This window comes from Streptomyces sp. CNX435 (assembly GCF_059570575.1).
In genome coordinates this window covers 48,363-61,663 of the sequence record NZ_JCANTA010000024.1, presented here as the reverse complement: position 1 = coordinate 61,663, position 13,301 = coordinate 48,363, and the positions used below count along the sequence as shown (strand labels likewise).

The window sequence follows — 13,301 nt, the reverse complement described above, 5'->3', positions numbered from 1 at the left end:
GGAGCGGGTGGAGTGGCGACGAAGGGATTGTGTGATCGAGAGCAGGCGAGCGGGGGCCGCCCCCGCCGCGCAGATCGACAGACAACCGAAACGGGTTACGGGCGCGTTGCCCGGGGTGCGGGTGTGCCGTACGTACGGGGCCGTGCCGTACGGACGCGCGGGGGCGCGGGCGGCCTGCACGCGGGGGTGTGCGCGGGGCGTACCGCACCTGCGCGGCAGCAGCCAGCGGCCAGCGGCCAGCGGCCCGCGGCCCGCGGCCCGCGCGGCCCGGAGCGCGTCCGTGTGGCGCCACGCTGCCTCCGCGCGCAGGTCCGCCATGCCGGGGGGTGGTGGCGGCCGGCGTCAGTTCGCGCGCGATCACGGGGAGGTCCGCCTGCCCGGCGTGCCCGGGTACGTATCCGTAGGGCGCCCACGGCGTCGTCGGAGTCCGGGCGCGGAGTCGGGGAGGTCACGTGGCGGACACACGGCACTCGGGGCGCACGCCGGGCCTGGGGACGGTCGTAGGGGGAGCGCTGGGGGCGGGCGGCGGCCTGCTGGTGGCCGCGCTCTGGATCCGCTCCGGCGCGTGGGTGACGGAGCGTTCGTCCGGCGACGAGGGCCCGGCGGTCCTGGCCGTCGTGATCGGTATGACGGGCATCGTCTGCGCGGCCGAGGTGTGGTATCTGGGCCTCTCCGTGCCCTACGTGCTCGGGACGCAGATGCTGCACGTCCTGATGGTGATGCCGCTCGCGTTCTACGGTGACGCCGTTCTCGACCGGCGGGGAGAGCAGGTGACGGCCGTGGTGACGGACTTACGCACCACCGAAAGCACGCACACGGACTACACCGGCCATCACTGCCGGGTCCGCCTTCCCGACGGGACCGAGCCGGAGGTCTTCGGTCCGGGATGCGACGGGGACACCACGGTCGGCGACCGGCTGACCGTCTACTGGGACCCGGAGGGGCGGGTGCCCACCAAGCTGGAGGTGCACGTGACGGACGAGCAGCGGACGTGGGTCGTCAGGGTGAGTGTGGCCGGGTTCGTCGCGCTGGGTGCCCGGATCGGTGTCCACGTGGGCCGCGGTCGCGGCCCCTTGGACGAGACGCCGTGACGGTCACCGCGCCGTGCCGGCCTGCTCCCTACGGGATCGTGAGATCGATGTCGATGTCGAACGGGACGCTGAGCTTGAGCCGGTCGCGGTGGGTTCCGCTCGGGACGTAGACCCCGGTCTCCGAATCCAGCTCGAAGACGAAGACGACCGGCCTGCCGTTCTCCTTCTCGACCCGCCAGAAGTGCTCGATGCCCGCCTTCGCGTATTTCAGCGGCTTGGTCTCACGGTCCCGTCCCCTGGACTCGGGCGAGACGACCTCGACGGCGAGCAGAACGTCCGCGGCGTCGTACCTTGTCTCGTCCCCGTTGCCCAGGGCTTCGGCGCGCAGGACGATCACGTCCGGCTCGGGTCGCTGCTGGTCATTGATGACGATCGTCATCTCGCCCCTGACCGCGAGACCGTCCGGCACCGTGCGGTACAGCCCAAGCCGCAGCATGAAAATGGTGCCGGAGTGAAACGAACTCTGCGGCGCCCTGAAGACGAGGCTGCCGTCGATCAGTTCTGTGTGTGAAGGCAGGCCGGGAATCGTGTCGAGATCGTCGGCGGTGAAGCCGCCTGGCGGTGGAATCGGCCAGGTAGGGGGAGCGTGCTCCGGGTTCGTTGGGACCATACGACGGACCCTCGCCCGTACGACCAGCGTACCCACCGGGAACGCCGATCCCGCCCCTCGAATGAGTGACCGACCGGCGCCCCCTTGACGATCAGGACCCGACTCAGATCCCGCGGGACTCCAGGACCCGGCTCGCCGCGTTCACCGAGTCCACCAGCGGGTGCAGCGCCATCGCCCGCAGGGCCTGCGCGCGGCTGCCCGTGTCCGCCGCCGCGATCGTCGAGCGTTCGACGTCCTTGAGCGTCAGCATCAGACCCAGCTGGTCCGCCGCCGCCGGCGGCGTCGGCAGCGGGTGGGCGCCGGCGGCGTCCACGCGGCAGGGAACCTCGATGACGGCGTCGGCGTCCAGGCCGGGGATCGTGGTGCGGTTGGGGACGTTGAGGATGAGGGTGGCGTGTTCGTCGCGGGCGATGGCGCGCATCAGGGCCAGGGCCACCCGGTCGTAGCCGCCGCCGTCCAGGTCGCCCGTGTCGCGCTGCCAGCCGCCCGTGCTCTCCCGGCTCTCCGCCATGTACGTCGCCTCGCGCTCCTTGCGCGTGCGCTCCCACACCGCCGCCGCCTCGCCCGGGTCCGCCGCCGCGGCGGCGTAGAACGCCGCCTGCTGCTCGTGCAGGAACTCGCCGCGGGTCGCCGGGGCGCCGCGCAGGGCGGTGATCGCCTCGCGGTTGAAGTAGTAGTAGTGCAGGTACTCGTTGGGCAGCGAGCCCAGCGCCTGCAGCCACTCGGCGCCGAAGAGCCTGCCCTCCTCGAAGGACTCCAGCGTCGCCGGGTCGGCGAGCAGCGCCGGGAGGCGGTCCTCGCCGTCGACGAGGATGCGGCGCAGCCAGCCGAGGTGGTTCAGGCCCACGTAGTCCAGCTCGGCGCGCTCCGGGTCCACGCCCAGGGCGCGGGCGGCGCGGCGGGCCATGCCGACGGGGGAGTCGCAGATGCCGATGACCCTCTCGCCGAGGAGGCGCTGCATGGCCTCGGTGACCATGCCCGCGGGGTTGGTGAAGTTGATGACCCAGGCGTTCGGGGCGACCGCCGCGACCCGCTCGGCGATGTGCATGGCGGCGGGTACGGAGCGCAGCCCGTAGAGCACGCCGCCGGCGCCGACGGTCTCCTGGCCGAGCAGGTTCTCCGACAGCGCCGCGCGCTCGTCGCGGCTGCGGCCTTCGAGGCCGCCGGCGCGGATGGCGGAGAAGACGAAGTCGGTGTCGCGCAGGGCGTCGTCGAGGTCGGTGGTGGTACGGACCGCCGGGGGCCGGGCGCCTCTCGCCGCCGCGTCCGCCGCGTGCTGCGCGAGGACGGCGCCGATGGCCTCCAGGCGCCGTGGCTCCGTGTCGTACAGGACCAGCTCGGTGCAGCGGCCGGACTCCTCGCCGCTGTCTTCGAGCAGGGCCCGGTACACCAGCGGCACGCGGAACCCGCCGCCGCCCAGCACTGTCAGCCTCATACCGTTACTACCTCCACACCGGCCTCGCCGAAGGTCGCGAGAGTCGCCGGGTCCGATGACGTGTTCGTGATGAGCATGTGCACGTCCTCGGGGCCGCAGATGCGCACGAGCCCCGAGTCGCCGGGGAACTTGCCGGCGCTGGCCAGCAGCACCACCTGCCGGGACGCTTTGATCATGGCCCGCTTGACGGGCACCTCGACGTGCGTGCTGTCCAGCACGCTGCCGTCGGGGAGGATCCCGCTGGCGCCGAGGAAGAGGCGGCCGACGTACAGCTCACGGAGGTTGGACTCGGTGAGCACGCCGACGACCGAGCGGTAGTTCCGCCGGACCTCGCCGCCGAGCAGGATCAGGGTGACCGCGTGGTCGTCGCGCAGCTCCTCGTAGACCGCGAGGTTGCTGGTGACGATGGTCACAGGGCGGCCCCGCAGCCGCTGGGCGAGCGCCAGCGTGGTGGTGCCGATGTCGAGCAGCACCACGTCGCCGTCCTCGACCAGCTTCGCGGCGCGGGTGGCGACGGCCTCCCGGCCGCCGGGGTCGTCGACCGCCACCTCGGCGAAGGGCCGCTCGTCGTCCGCGCGGGCGGCGACGGCGCCGCCGTAGACCCGGGTGAGGCGGCCGGCGCGGCCCAGCTCGGTGAGGTCGCGGCGGGCCGTGGCCTCGCTGACGCCGAGCCGCTTGGCGATCTCCCGGACGGGCAACACGCCCTCGTCGCCGAGGATGCTCAGCAGCTTCTCGTGGCGCGTCTCTCGCAGCATGGACGGCAATGTACTCCACCTGAGCGAGTTTGCGCGAGTGTGAGTGACCTCTTGCAAAATCCGTCGCGGCGGTGCAAGGTGTCGCTCAATGTGAACCACGAGCAGGAAGGACACGCCGTTGAGCACTCCCTCGGCGGTCCGCACAGCGATCGACCCGCTGGCGGGCACACGGGCTCCCGGCGATCCCGAGCACGACGTTCTCCTCACCGGCACCGTGTTCATGGACATCGTCTTCACCGGTCTCGAAGGCGCGCCCGTACGCGGCAGCGAGAACTGGGCCCGCGGCATGGGCTCCAGCCCGGGCGGCATCGCGAACATGGCCACCGCGCTCGCCCGCCTCGGGCTGCGCACCACGCTCTGCGCCAGCTTCGGCACCGACCTCTACGGCGACTACATCTGGGAGAGCCTGGCGGAGAACGAGGGCGTCGACCTCGGTCCGTCGCGGCGGCTGGCCGGCTGGCACTCGCCGGTCACGGTCTCCATGGCGTACGAGGGCGAGCGCACGATGGTGACGCACGAGCACCCCGCGCCCGCCCCCGCCTGCGACACGCTCCCGCGCGCCCGCTCCGCCGTGGCCTCGCTGGAGCCCGGCCGGGACGAGGAGTGGGTCCGGCACGCGCACGACAAGGGCTCGCAGGTCTTCTCCGACGTCGGCTGGGACGAGACCGGCCGCTGGGACCTGGCCGCGCTGACCGGGCTGCGCTACAGCCACGCCTTCCTGCCCAACGCCGCCGAGGCGCAGCAGTACACCCGCACCGACTCCCCGGAGCAGGCCGTACGCGCCCTCGCCGAGATGGTGCCGATCGCCGTGGTGACCAAGGGCCCCGACGGCGCCGTCGCGGTGGACGGGATCACCGGCGAGAGCGCCGACGTGCCCGGGCTGCTGGTGGACGCCCTCGACCCGACCGGCGCCGGCGACGTGTTCGTCGCCGGCTTCATGACCGGGACCCTGGCGGGCTGGCCGCTCGCCGACCGGCTCGCCTTCGCCAACCTCACCGCCGCGCTGTCCGTGCAGCACTTCGGCGGCTCCCTGTCCGCGCCGGACTGGACGGAGGTGGCCGCGTGGTGGATCGAGGCCGCCGCCCGCGCCAAGGCCGGCGACGCGGACGCCGCCGAGGTGGCCCGGCGGTACGACTTCCTGGACGGCCTGGTCCCGGCCCTGGTGCGGAACCGTCCGCGCCGGCGGGCGATCCCGACCATCGGCTTCCGGGACGAGTAGATCGAAGGAGTACTGATGGCAATGCGCAACAAGGGCGGCGGTAGAAAGCGGACCAGGACACGTACCCTCGTGCCTGCCGCGCTCGCCGCGGGGCTCGCCGTGATAGCGGCCGGCTGCGTGCCCGGCACCGACGGCTCCGGCGCCGTCGAGGGCGGGGGCGCAGGCGGTGCGGGCGGCGTACCGGACCCGTCGAAGGCGGGGAACGTGACGCTGACCGTATGGGACCAGGAGGTCCGCGGCGGCCAGAACGCGGAGATCGAGCAGCTGAACGAGGAGTTCGAGGAGAAGTACCCGAACGTCACGATCAAGCGGGTCTCCCGGAGCTTCGACGACCTGAAGACGACGCTGAAGCTCGCGCTGTCCGGCAACAACCCGCCCGACGTCGTCCAGGCCAACCAGGGCTACGCCGACATGGTCGCCTTCGTGCAGGCCGGGCTGCTCACGCCGCTCGACAACTACGCGGGCGTCTACGACTGGAACACGCGCTACCCCAGCACCCTGCTGAACCTCAACCGGGTCTCCGCCGACGGCAGCCAGTTCGGCACCGGCCGGCTCTACGGCGTCTCCCAGACCGGCGAGTTCATCGGCCTCTACTACAACAAGGAGAAGCTCGCCGACGCCGGCCTCGAACCGCCGAAGACCTGGAAGGAGTTCACCGACGGCCTCGCCACCCTCAAGGACGAGGGCGAACTGCCCATCCAGTTCGGCAACCTCGACCAGTGGCCCGCCATCCACAACTTCGGCGTGCTCCAGGACCAGTTCGGCGCCTCCGAGGCCCGCGACACCGTCCTCGGCCGCGGCGACGGCTTCGACAACGCGTACACCAAGGACGCCGCCGCGGAGCTCGCCGACTGGATCGACAAGGGCTACCTGCCCAAGGACGCCAACGGCCGCGGCTACGACGACGCCACCAAGCAGTTCGCGGACGGCGACGGCGCGTACCTGATCGCCGGCACCTGGCTGCAGGCCGACCTGAAGAAGCCCATGGGCGACGACCTCGGCGTCATGGCCCCGCCCCCCGCCACTGCGGGCGGCAACCCCGTCACCACCGGCGGCCAGGGCCTGTCCTGGTCCGTCACCTCCAAGTCCGCGCACCCCGACGTCGCCGCTGCGTACCTCGACCACATCACCAGCGAGCACGCGGCCGACGTGATGACCGAGAACGGCGTGCTGCCCGCCGTCCCGGGCAAGGCCGCCGACGAGGTCGACCCGGACAGCGCCGACGGCCAGATGATCGCGGCCTGGAAGCGGCTGAACGAGGACGACGGCCTGGTCCCGTACCTGGACTACTCCACGCCCACGTTCTACGACACCATCTCCGCCGGGCTGCAGGACCTCATCGCCGGCAAGACCTCGCCCGACGACTTCGCGAAGAAGCTGCAGGACGACTACGGGCCGTTCATGGAGAAGCAGCGCGGCGACGGCGCCGGCTCCGAGCCTGCGGGGTCGTGATGAAGTCCCTCACCGCCGGCTACGGCCGCCGCGCGCCCGGCGAACCACGCGCGGTCGGATACCTCTACGTCCTGCCCGCGCTGGTCATATACGCGCTCTTCCTGCTCGTCCCGTTCGGGCAGTCGGTGTGGCTGTCGTTCCTGCACTGGGACGGCCTGACCCGGGCCACCTCCGCGGGCTTCGACAACTACTCCGACATCTTCACCGACCCGTCGCTGCGCGCCCCGTTCGGGCACGCGCTGGTGCTGCTGATCTTCTACTCGGTGCTCCCGGTCTGCATCGGCCTGCTGCTCGCGGCGGCCATGTCGCGGATCCGGGTGCGGGGCATGACGTTCTTCCGCACCGTGCTGTTCCTGCCGCAGGTACTGGCGATGGTCGTCGTCGGTGTCGCGTGGCAGTCGATCCTCGCCCCCGACGGGCTGCTGAACGACGTGCTGCGCGGCGTGGGCCTGGACTCCCTGGCCCGCCCCTGGCTCGGCGACTACGACTGGGCGCTGCCCGCTGTCGGCATCGTCGGGACGTGGGTGATGACCGGTCTGTGTCTCGTGCTGTTCCTCGCCGGTGCCCAGCGCATCCCCAAGGAGCTGTACGAGGCCGCGCGGCTGGACGGCGCGGGTGCGTTCCGCGAGTTCTTCGCCGTCACGCTGCCGGCGCTGCGCGCCGAGATCGCGGTCGCGCTGACCCTGACGATCATCGCCGGGCTGCGCAACTTCGACCTCATCTACGTCATGACGAGCGGCGGCCCCGGCGAGGCCACCTCCGTGCCGGCGTACGAGGTCTACCACCGCGCCTTCGAGCTGAACCAGGTCGGTTCCGCCGCGGCCGTGGGCGTCGCGCTCACCGTGCTGATCTTCACCCTGACCGTCACGGTCTCCCGGCTCGTCGAAGGGCGGCGCTCATGAGCACCAGGATCGAACGCACCTTCACGTACGGCATCCTCTCGATCTTCGCCGTCATCTCCCTGACGCCGGTCATCGGCATCCTGTCGACGGCGTTCGGCGAGCAGGGCTCGCTCAACACCGGGTTCTCGCTGCCGGAGGGCGGGCTGAACTGGGGCAACTTCTCCGACGCCTGGAGCCAGGGCCACTTCGGCACGTACCTCGGGAACTCGATCCTGGTGGCGGTCGTGGTGGTCACGGTCGCGACGGTGCTGTCGATCCTGGCCGCGTACGCCTTCGGCACGATGCGCTTCCCGGGCTCGAACGTGCTGTTCTACGTGTTCGTCATCGGACTGACGCTGCCGCAGGAGGCGCTGGTCGTACCGCTCTACTTCGATCTGCGGCACTACGAGATCACGGACACGTACTGGGCGCTGATCCTGCCGCAGCTCGCGCAGTCGCTGGCGTTCGGCGTGTTCTGGATGCGGACGTACTTCCGCAACAGCGCGCAGACCGTCATGGAGGCCGCGCGGGTCGACGGGGCGAACAGCTTCACGACGCTGTGGCGGATCCTCGTCCCCATGGGGCGGCCGGCGATCACCACGATGATCGTCATCACCTTCATGTGGACGTGGAACGAGTTCCTGATGGCGCTGGTGATGATCAGCGATGAGGGGCTGCGCACGGTGCCGCTGGGGCTGGCGTTCTTCCAGGGGCAGCAGACCTCGGACACCTCGCTGCTGGCCGCGGCGGCCGTGCTGATCGCGCTGCCGGTGGTGGTCGTGTACATCGCGCTGCAGCGGCGGTTCATCGAGGGAATGCTCACCGGAGCAGTGAAGGAGTAGGGAGGCGTGCACATGCCGTACGACGTGGTGACCATGGGGCGGGTCGGGGTGGACATCTACCCGCTGCAGACCGGCGTCGGTCTCGCCGAGGTCAGCACGTTCGGCAAGTACCTCGGCGGGAGTCCCACCAACGTCGCCGTCGCCGCCGCCCGTTACGGGCACGGCGCGGCGGTGGTCACGAAGACGGGCGCCGACCCCTTCGGCACCTTCGTCCGCGACGCGCTGCGCGGATACGGGGTCGGCACCGACTTCGTCGGCACCTCGCCGGGGCTGCCCACGCCCGTGACGTTCTGCGAGATCTTCCCGCCGGACGACTTCCCGCTCTACTTCTACCGCTACCCGAAGGCCCCGGACCTGGACCTGGCGGTGGACGAGCTGGACCTGGACGCGGTGCGCGGGGCGCGGGTGTTCTGGATGACGGGCACCGGGCTGTGCGAGGAGCCCTCGCGGGCGGCGACGCTGGCGGCGCTCGAAGCCCGGGGCCGGGCGGCGCACACCGTCTTCGACCTGGACTGGCGGCCGATGTTCTGGCCGGAGGACGCGGCGGCGTCGGCCGACGGACTGGCGCGCGGGCTGTATCAGCGGGCGCTGGCGCACGCGACGGTGGCGGTGGGGAACCTGGAGGAGTGCGCGGTCGCGACGGGGGAGCGAGAGCCGCGCGCCGCGGCGCGGGCCCTGCTGGCGACGGGGGTGGAACTGGCCGTCGTCAAGCAGGGCCCGCGGGGGGTGCTGGCCGTGCACCGCGACGGCGCCGAGGCCGAGGTGCCGCCGGTGCCGGTGGAGGTCGTCAACGGCCTCGGCGCGGGCGACGCCTTCGGCGGGGCGCTGATCCACGGGATGCTGGAGGGCTGGGAGCTGAACCGGACGATCGCCTTCGCGAACGCGGCGGGGGCGCATGTGGCGGGGGAGCTGGCGTGCTCCGACGCGATGCCGACGGCGGCGCAGGTGGAGGAGCGGCTACGCGCGGCACGCGCGGGGACGGGGACGGGCGCGGGTGCCGGGTCGGGCGCCGCGAGTGCCGAGGGTGCCGGGTCGTGATGCGTCCCAGCCCTCGTCCCCCGCACACCCGCCCCAGGGTAGGCGCGCTCTGTGACAGCGCCGGGACCCCACGTCCCCCGCACACCCGCCCAAGGGTAGGCCGCCCCGGTGACACGACGTGTACGCCCGGACACGGGCCAGCGGTGCGACGATCGAAGTGCGCACCCTGACCGCCGCGCCCGCCGCACCCGCCCGCGTACGCGCCCATCCCCCCGGAGACCCACGCATGACCGTTGAGAAGATCGGCGACCTGACCGCCGCCCGCGTCCACAACCCCGAGGCCGTCACCGCCGCCGCGGCGGCCCGCCGCCCCGCGGCATCGCCGCTCGGCGGCGGTGGCGGTGGCGGTGCCGGTGGCGACACGGGCCGGGCGATGATCATCGCCGCCGACCACCCCGCCCGCGGCGCCAACGCCGTCGGCGCCGACGCCCACGCCATGGCCGACCGTGGGCTGCTCCTGGAGCGGCTGTGCCTGGCCCTGGAGCGCCCCGGCGTCACCGGCGTGCTGGCCACCGCCGACATCCTGGAGGACCTGCTCCTCCTCGGCGTCCTCGACGGCAAGTCCGTCTTCGGCTCCATGAACCGCGGCGGCCTCGCCCGCTCCGCGTTCGAGATAGACGACCGCTTCACCGGCTACGACGCCGAGACCATCGACGCCATGGGCTTCGACGGCGGCAAGATGCTCACCCGCATCGCCCTCGACGACCCCGCCACCGCCGCCACCCTGGAGTCCAGCGCCCGCGCCGTCGACGCGCTCGCCGACCGGCGGCTCGTCGCGATGGTCGAGCCGTTCCTGTCCCGCTGGGAGGACGGCCGGGTACGCAACGACCTCTCCCCGGACGCCGTCGTCACGTCCGTCTCCATCGCCTCCGGTCTCGGCCGGCGCAGCGCGTACACCTGGCTGAAGCTGCCCGTGGTCCCGGAGATGGAGCGCGTCGTCGCCGCCACCACGCTGCCCGTGCTCCTGCTCGGCGGCGACACCGGCGGCGCGGCCGGCCAGCGCGCGGTGTTCGACGCCTGGCGCGGGGCGCTGCGGCTGCCGGGGGTGCAGGGGCTGGTGGTGGGCCGTTCGCTGCTGTATCCGGCGGACGGCGACGTGAGCGGGGCAGTGGACCGGGCGGTGAGCCTGCTGTGAGCGGCGAGAACGGTGTGAACGACAACCTCTTCGTACGCAGCGGGGAGTCGGCCTCCGGCCCGTACCGTACGGTCGTCACCCCCCGCTCCGCCAACTGGGGCTACTCCGGCCTGCGCATCCTCGAACTCGCCCCCGGCGAGAGCCGCACCCTGGCCACCGGCGACGCCGAGTACCTGGTGCTGCCGCTCGCCGGCGGCTGCACCGTCGAGGCCTGCGGCGAACTCTTCACCCTCACCGGCCGCACCGGAGTCTTCGGCGCGCCCACCGACTTCGCGTACGTGCCGCGCGACGCCGAGGTCCGCATCGCCAGCCGCGGCGGCGGGCGCTTCGCGCTGCCCTCGGCGCGCTGCGAGCGCTGGCTGCCGGTGCGCTACGGGCCCGCGGAAGACGTGCCCGTGGAGCTGCGCGGCGCCGGCACGTGCAGCCGCGAGGTGCACAACTACTGCCTGCCGCAGACCTTCGACGCCGACCGGCTGCTGGTCTGCGAGGTGCTCACGCCCGGCGGCAACTGGTCCTCGTACCCGCCGCACAAGCACGACGAGGCGCGCCCGGGCGAGGAGAGCGAGCTGGAGGAGATCTACTACTTCGAGGTCGCCGACGGCCCCGACGGCACTCCCGGCATGGCGTACCAGCGCGTCTACGGCACGGCCGACCGGCCGCTGGACGTGCTCGCCGAGGTGCGCGGCGGCGACACCGTGCTCATCCCGCACGGCTGGCACGGCCCGTCGATGGCCGTGCCGGGCTACGACCTGTACTACCTCAACGTCATGGCCGGACCCGGCGCCGAGCGGGCCTGGCTGATCTGCGACGACCCGGCGCACGGCTGGATCCGCAGCACCTGGGACGACCAGGAGACCGACCCGAGGCTGCCGTTCGGAGGAGGGGACCGATGAGCGACGCGATGAGCGACGTACACGGCAAGGACACCGTCAGCAAGGACACCGTCAGGCTCACCACCGCCCAGGCCCTGGTGCGCTTCCTGGCGAACCAGTACAGCGAGCGCGACGGCGTCGAGCGGCGGCTGATCCCCGGCATGTGGGGCATCTTCGGCCACGGCAACGTCGCCGGCGTCGGCCAGGCGCTGCTGCAGGCGGCCCGTACCGGCGAGGCGGACCTCCCGTACCACCTGGCCCGCAACGAGCAGGCCATGGTCCACTCCGCCACCGCCTACGCCAAGACGGCGGGCCGCCTCCAGACCTACGCCTGCACCTCCTCCATCGGCCCCGGCGCCACCAACATGGTCACCGGCGCCGCCCTCGCCACCACCAACCGCCTGCCGGTCCTCCTCCTCCCCGGCGACGTCTTCGCCACCCGCGCCGCCGACCCGGTGCTGCAGCAGCTCGAAGACCCGCGCAACGGCGACGTGACCGTCAACGACGCCCTCCGCCCCGTCTCCGCGTACTTCGACCGCGTCGAACGCCCCGAGCAGCTCGTCTCCGCCGCGCTCGCCGCGATGCGGGTGCTCACCGACCCCGCCGAGACCGGCGCCGTCACCCTCGCCCTGCCGCAGGACGTGCAGGCGGAGGCGTACGACTGGCCGGTGGCGTTCCTGCGCCGCCGGGTCTGGCACGTGCCCCGCCCCGCGCCCGAGCCCGCGGCGCTGGCCCGCGCCGTCGCGCTGCTGCGCGGCGCCCGCCGCCCGCTGCTCGTCGCCGGCGGCGGCGCGGTGTACTCCGAGGCGTGGGAGGAACTGCGGGCGTTCGCGCTCCGCACCGGCATCCCCGTCGCCGACACCCAGGCCGGCAAGGGCGCCGTGCCCTGGGACCACCCCGCGGCCGTCGGCGCCCTCGGCGCCACCGGCACCGCCGCCGCCAACGCGCTCGCCGCCGAGGCCGACGTGGTCCTCGGCGTCGGCACCCGCTACAGCGACTTCACCACCGCCAGCCGCACCGTCTTCGCCCGCCCCGACGTGGCGTTCGTCAACCTCAACGTCGCCCGCCTCGACGCCGTCAAACACGCCGCCGAGCCGCTGGTCGCGGACGCCCGCGCGGGCCTCGAAGCCCTCGGCGCCGAGCTGGCCGACTGGCAGGTCGACGACGCCTACCGCGCGCGCGTCCGCGAACTCGCCGACGCCTGGCGCCGCACCACCGACGCCGTCTACCACCCCGAGCGCGGCCACGGCCCGCCGCCCGCGCAGACGGAGATCATCGGCGCGGTCAACGACCTGACGGACGGCCCAGACGACATCACCATCATCAACGCCGCCGGCTCCATGCCCGGCGACCTGCAGTCCCTCTGGCGGGCCCGGGACCCGAAGGCGTACCACGTCGAGTACGCCTACTCCACCATGGGCTACGAGATCGCCGCCGGGCTCGGCGTGAAGCTGGCCGCCCCCGACCGCGAGGTCGTCGTCCTCGTCGGGGACGGCTCGTACCTGATGCTCTCCCAGGAGATCGTCACCGCGGTCTCCGAGGGCCTGAAGATCGTCGTCGTCCTCGTCGACAACGGCGGCTTCGCGTCCATCGGCGCGCTGTCCGAGTCGGTCGGCTCGCAGCGCTTCGGCACCCGCTACGCCGGCCGCAACCCGGACACCGGCGAGCTGGACGGCGGGCCGCTGCCGGTGGACCTGGCCGCGAACGCCGCGAGCCTCGGCGCGGACGTGCTGCGGGCGACTACGGTCGCGGAGTTCCGGGACGCCTTCGTACGGGCGAAGGAGGCGGCGCGCACCACTGTGGTGCACGTCGTCACCGACCTGACCGGGCCCAACCCGCCGGGCTCTGCGTGGTGGGACGTGCCCGTGAGCGAGGTCTCGGAGCTGGAATCCACGCGCAAGGCGTACGAGGAGTACCGCGACGGCAAGCGCGCCCAACGCCCGTACCTCTGACCACTCCTGTTCTGCTCCG

12 protein-coding genes are annotated in these 13,301 nt (G+C 72.7%); 9 read left to right on the top strand and 3 right to left on the bottom strand.

Translation table 11 applies throughout. The features are described from left to right. Positions 1 to 452 precede the first annotated feature (452 nt). Positions 453 to 1,091, top strand: a complete 639-nt coding sequence (locus T328_RS29675; protein ID WP_496499296.1) for a hypothetical protein — start codon at positions 453 to 455, stop codon at positions 1,089 to 1,091. 28 nt (positions 1,092 to 1,119) lie between these two features. Here T328_RS29675 and T328_RS29670 read toward each other — a convergent pair whose 3' ends face one another. From T328_RS29670 to T328_RS29660, 3 genes are all read right to left on the bottom strand, one after another. Then, positions 1,120 to 1,701 carry a Uma2 family endonuclease gene (locus T328_RS29670; protein ID WP_496499295.1) on the bottom strand — a complete coding sequence of 194 codons (582 nt, stop codon included), beginning with the start codon at positions 1,699 to 1,701 and terminating at the stop codon, positions 1,120 to 1,122. A 103-nt stretch (positions 1,702 to 1,804) separates the two neighbouring features. After that, positions 1,805 to 3,136 carry a 6-phospho-beta-glucosidase gene (locus T328_RS29665; RefSeq protein ID WP_496499294.1) on the bottom strand — a complete coding sequence of 444 codons (1,332 nt, stop codon included), beginning with the start codon at positions 3,134 to 3,136 and terminating at the stop codon, positions 1,805 to 1,807. Then, complete coding sequence (locus T328_RS29660; RefSeq protein WP_496499293.1) at positions 3,133 to 3,891, bottom strand: DeoR/GlpR family DNA-binding transcription regulator; 759 nt, start codon at positions 3,889 to 3,891, stop codon at positions 3,133 to 3,135. Before T328_RS29660 ends, T328_RS29665 begins: the two co-directional genes overlap by 4 nt. Before the next feature lie 118 nt (positions 3,892 to 4,009). Here T328_RS29660 and T328_RS29655 point away from each other — a divergent pair, with 118 nt between their 5' ends. The 8 genes from T328_RS29655 (at position 4,010) to iolD (ending at position 13,282) form a co-directional block, all read left to right on the top strand. Further along, on the top strand, positions 4,010 to 5,110 hold the full coding sequence (locus tag T328_RS29655) for a carbohydrate kinase family protein (RefSeq protein WP_496499292.1): 1,101 nt from the start codon (positions 4,010 to 4,012) through the stop codon (positions 5,108 to 5,110). 15 nt (positions 5,111 to 5,125) lie between these two features. After that, positions 5,126 to 6,562 carry an extracellular solute-binding protein gene (locus T328_RS29650; RefSeq protein ID WP_496499291.1) on the top strand — a complete coding sequence of 479 codons (1,437 nt, stop codon included), beginning with the start codon at positions 5,126 to 5,128 and terminating at the stop codon, positions 6,560 to 6,562. Continuing rightward, the gene (locus T328_RS29645) at positions 6,562 to 7,464 is read left to right on the top strand and encodes a carbohydrate ABC transporter permease (protein WP_496499362.1); all 903 of its coding nucleotides are present in this window, start codon (positions 6,562 to 6,564) and stop codon (positions 7,462 to 7,464) included. The genes T328_RS29650 and T328_RS29645 overlap by 1 nt, the downstream gene beginning before the upstream one ends. Beyond that, complete coding sequence (locus T328_RS29640; RefSeq protein ID WP_496499290.1) at positions 7,461 to 8,285, top strand: carbohydrate ABC transporter permease; 825 nt, start codon at positions 7,461 to 7,463, stop codon at positions 8,283 to 8,285. The genes T328_RS29645 and T328_RS29640 overlap by 4 nt, the downstream gene beginning before the upstream one ends. A gap of 12 nt (positions 8,286 to 8,297) precedes the next feature. Then, positions 8,298 to 9,323 (top strand): 5-dehydro-2-deoxygluconokinase, encoded by a 1,026-nt coding sequence (gene iolC, locus T328_RS29635; RefSeq protein ID WP_496499289.1) that lies wholly within the window; start codon positions 8,298 to 8,300, stop codon positions 9,321 to 9,323. 226 nt (positions 9,324 to 9,549) lie between these two features. Continuing rightward, positions 9,550 to 10,458, top strand: a complete 909-nt coding sequence (locus tag T328_RS29630) for a Cgl0159 family (beta/alpha)8-fold protein (protein WP_496499288.1) — start codon at positions 9,550 to 9,552, stop codon at positions 10,456 to 10,458. After that, positions 10,455 to 11,351, top strand: a complete 897-nt coding sequence (iolB, locus tag T328_RS29625) for a 5-deoxy-glucuronate isomerase (protein WP_496499287.1) — start codon at positions 10,455 to 10,457, stop codon at positions 11,349 to 11,351. The genes T328_RS29630 and iolB overlap by 4 nt, the downstream gene beginning before the upstream one ends. Further along, a complete protein-coding gene (gene iolD, locus T328_RS29620) occupies positions 11,348 to 13,282 on the top strand; it encodes a 3D-(3,5/4)-trihydroxycyclohexane-1,2-dione acylhydrolase (decyclizing) (protein ID WP_496499286.1) in 1,935 nt (644 codons plus the stop codon). Before iolB ends, iolD begins: the two co-directional genes overlap by 4 nt. Positions 13,283 to 13,301 lie beyond the last annotated feature (19 nt).

Excerpts from the sequence above, each read along its gene's own strand:
- T328_RS29670 (WP_496499295.1), bottom strand. The coding sequence starts at position 1,701 with ATGGTCCCAACGAACCCGGAGCACGCTCCCCCTACCTGGCCGATTCCA.
- T328_RS29665 (WP_496499294.1), bottom strand. The coding sequence starts at position 3,136 with ATGAGGCTGACAGTGCTGGGCGGCGGCGGGTTCCGCGTGCCGCTGGTG.
- T328_RS29660 (WP_496499293.1), bottom strand. The coding sequence starts at position 3,891 with ATGCTGCGAGAGACGCGCCACGAGAAGCTGCTGAGCATCCTCGGCGAC.
- T328_RS29650 (WP_496499291.1), top strand. The coding sequence starts at position 5,126 with ATGGCAATGCGCAACAAGGGCGGCGGTAGAAAGCGGACCAGGACACGT.
- T328_RS29645 (WP_496499362.1), top strand. The coding sequence starts at position 6,562 with ATGAAGTCCCTCACCGCCGGCTACGGCCGCCGCGCGCCCGGCGAACCA.
- T328_RS29640 (WP_496499290.1), top strand. The coding sequence starts at position 7,461 with ATGAGCACCAGGATCGAACGCACCTTCACGTACGGCATCCTCTCGATC.
- iolC (WP_496499289.1), top strand. The coding sequence starts at position 8,298 with ATGCCGTACGACGTGGTGACCATGGGGCGGGTCGGGGTGGACATCTAC.
- T328_RS29630 (WP_496499288.1), top strand. The coding sequence starts at position 9,550 with ATGACCGTTGAGAAGATCGGCGACCTGACCGCCGCCCGCGTCCACAAC.
- iolD (WP_496499286.1), top strand. The coding sequence starts at position 11,348 with ATGAGCGACGCGATGAGCGACGTACACGGCAAGGACACCGTCAGCAAG.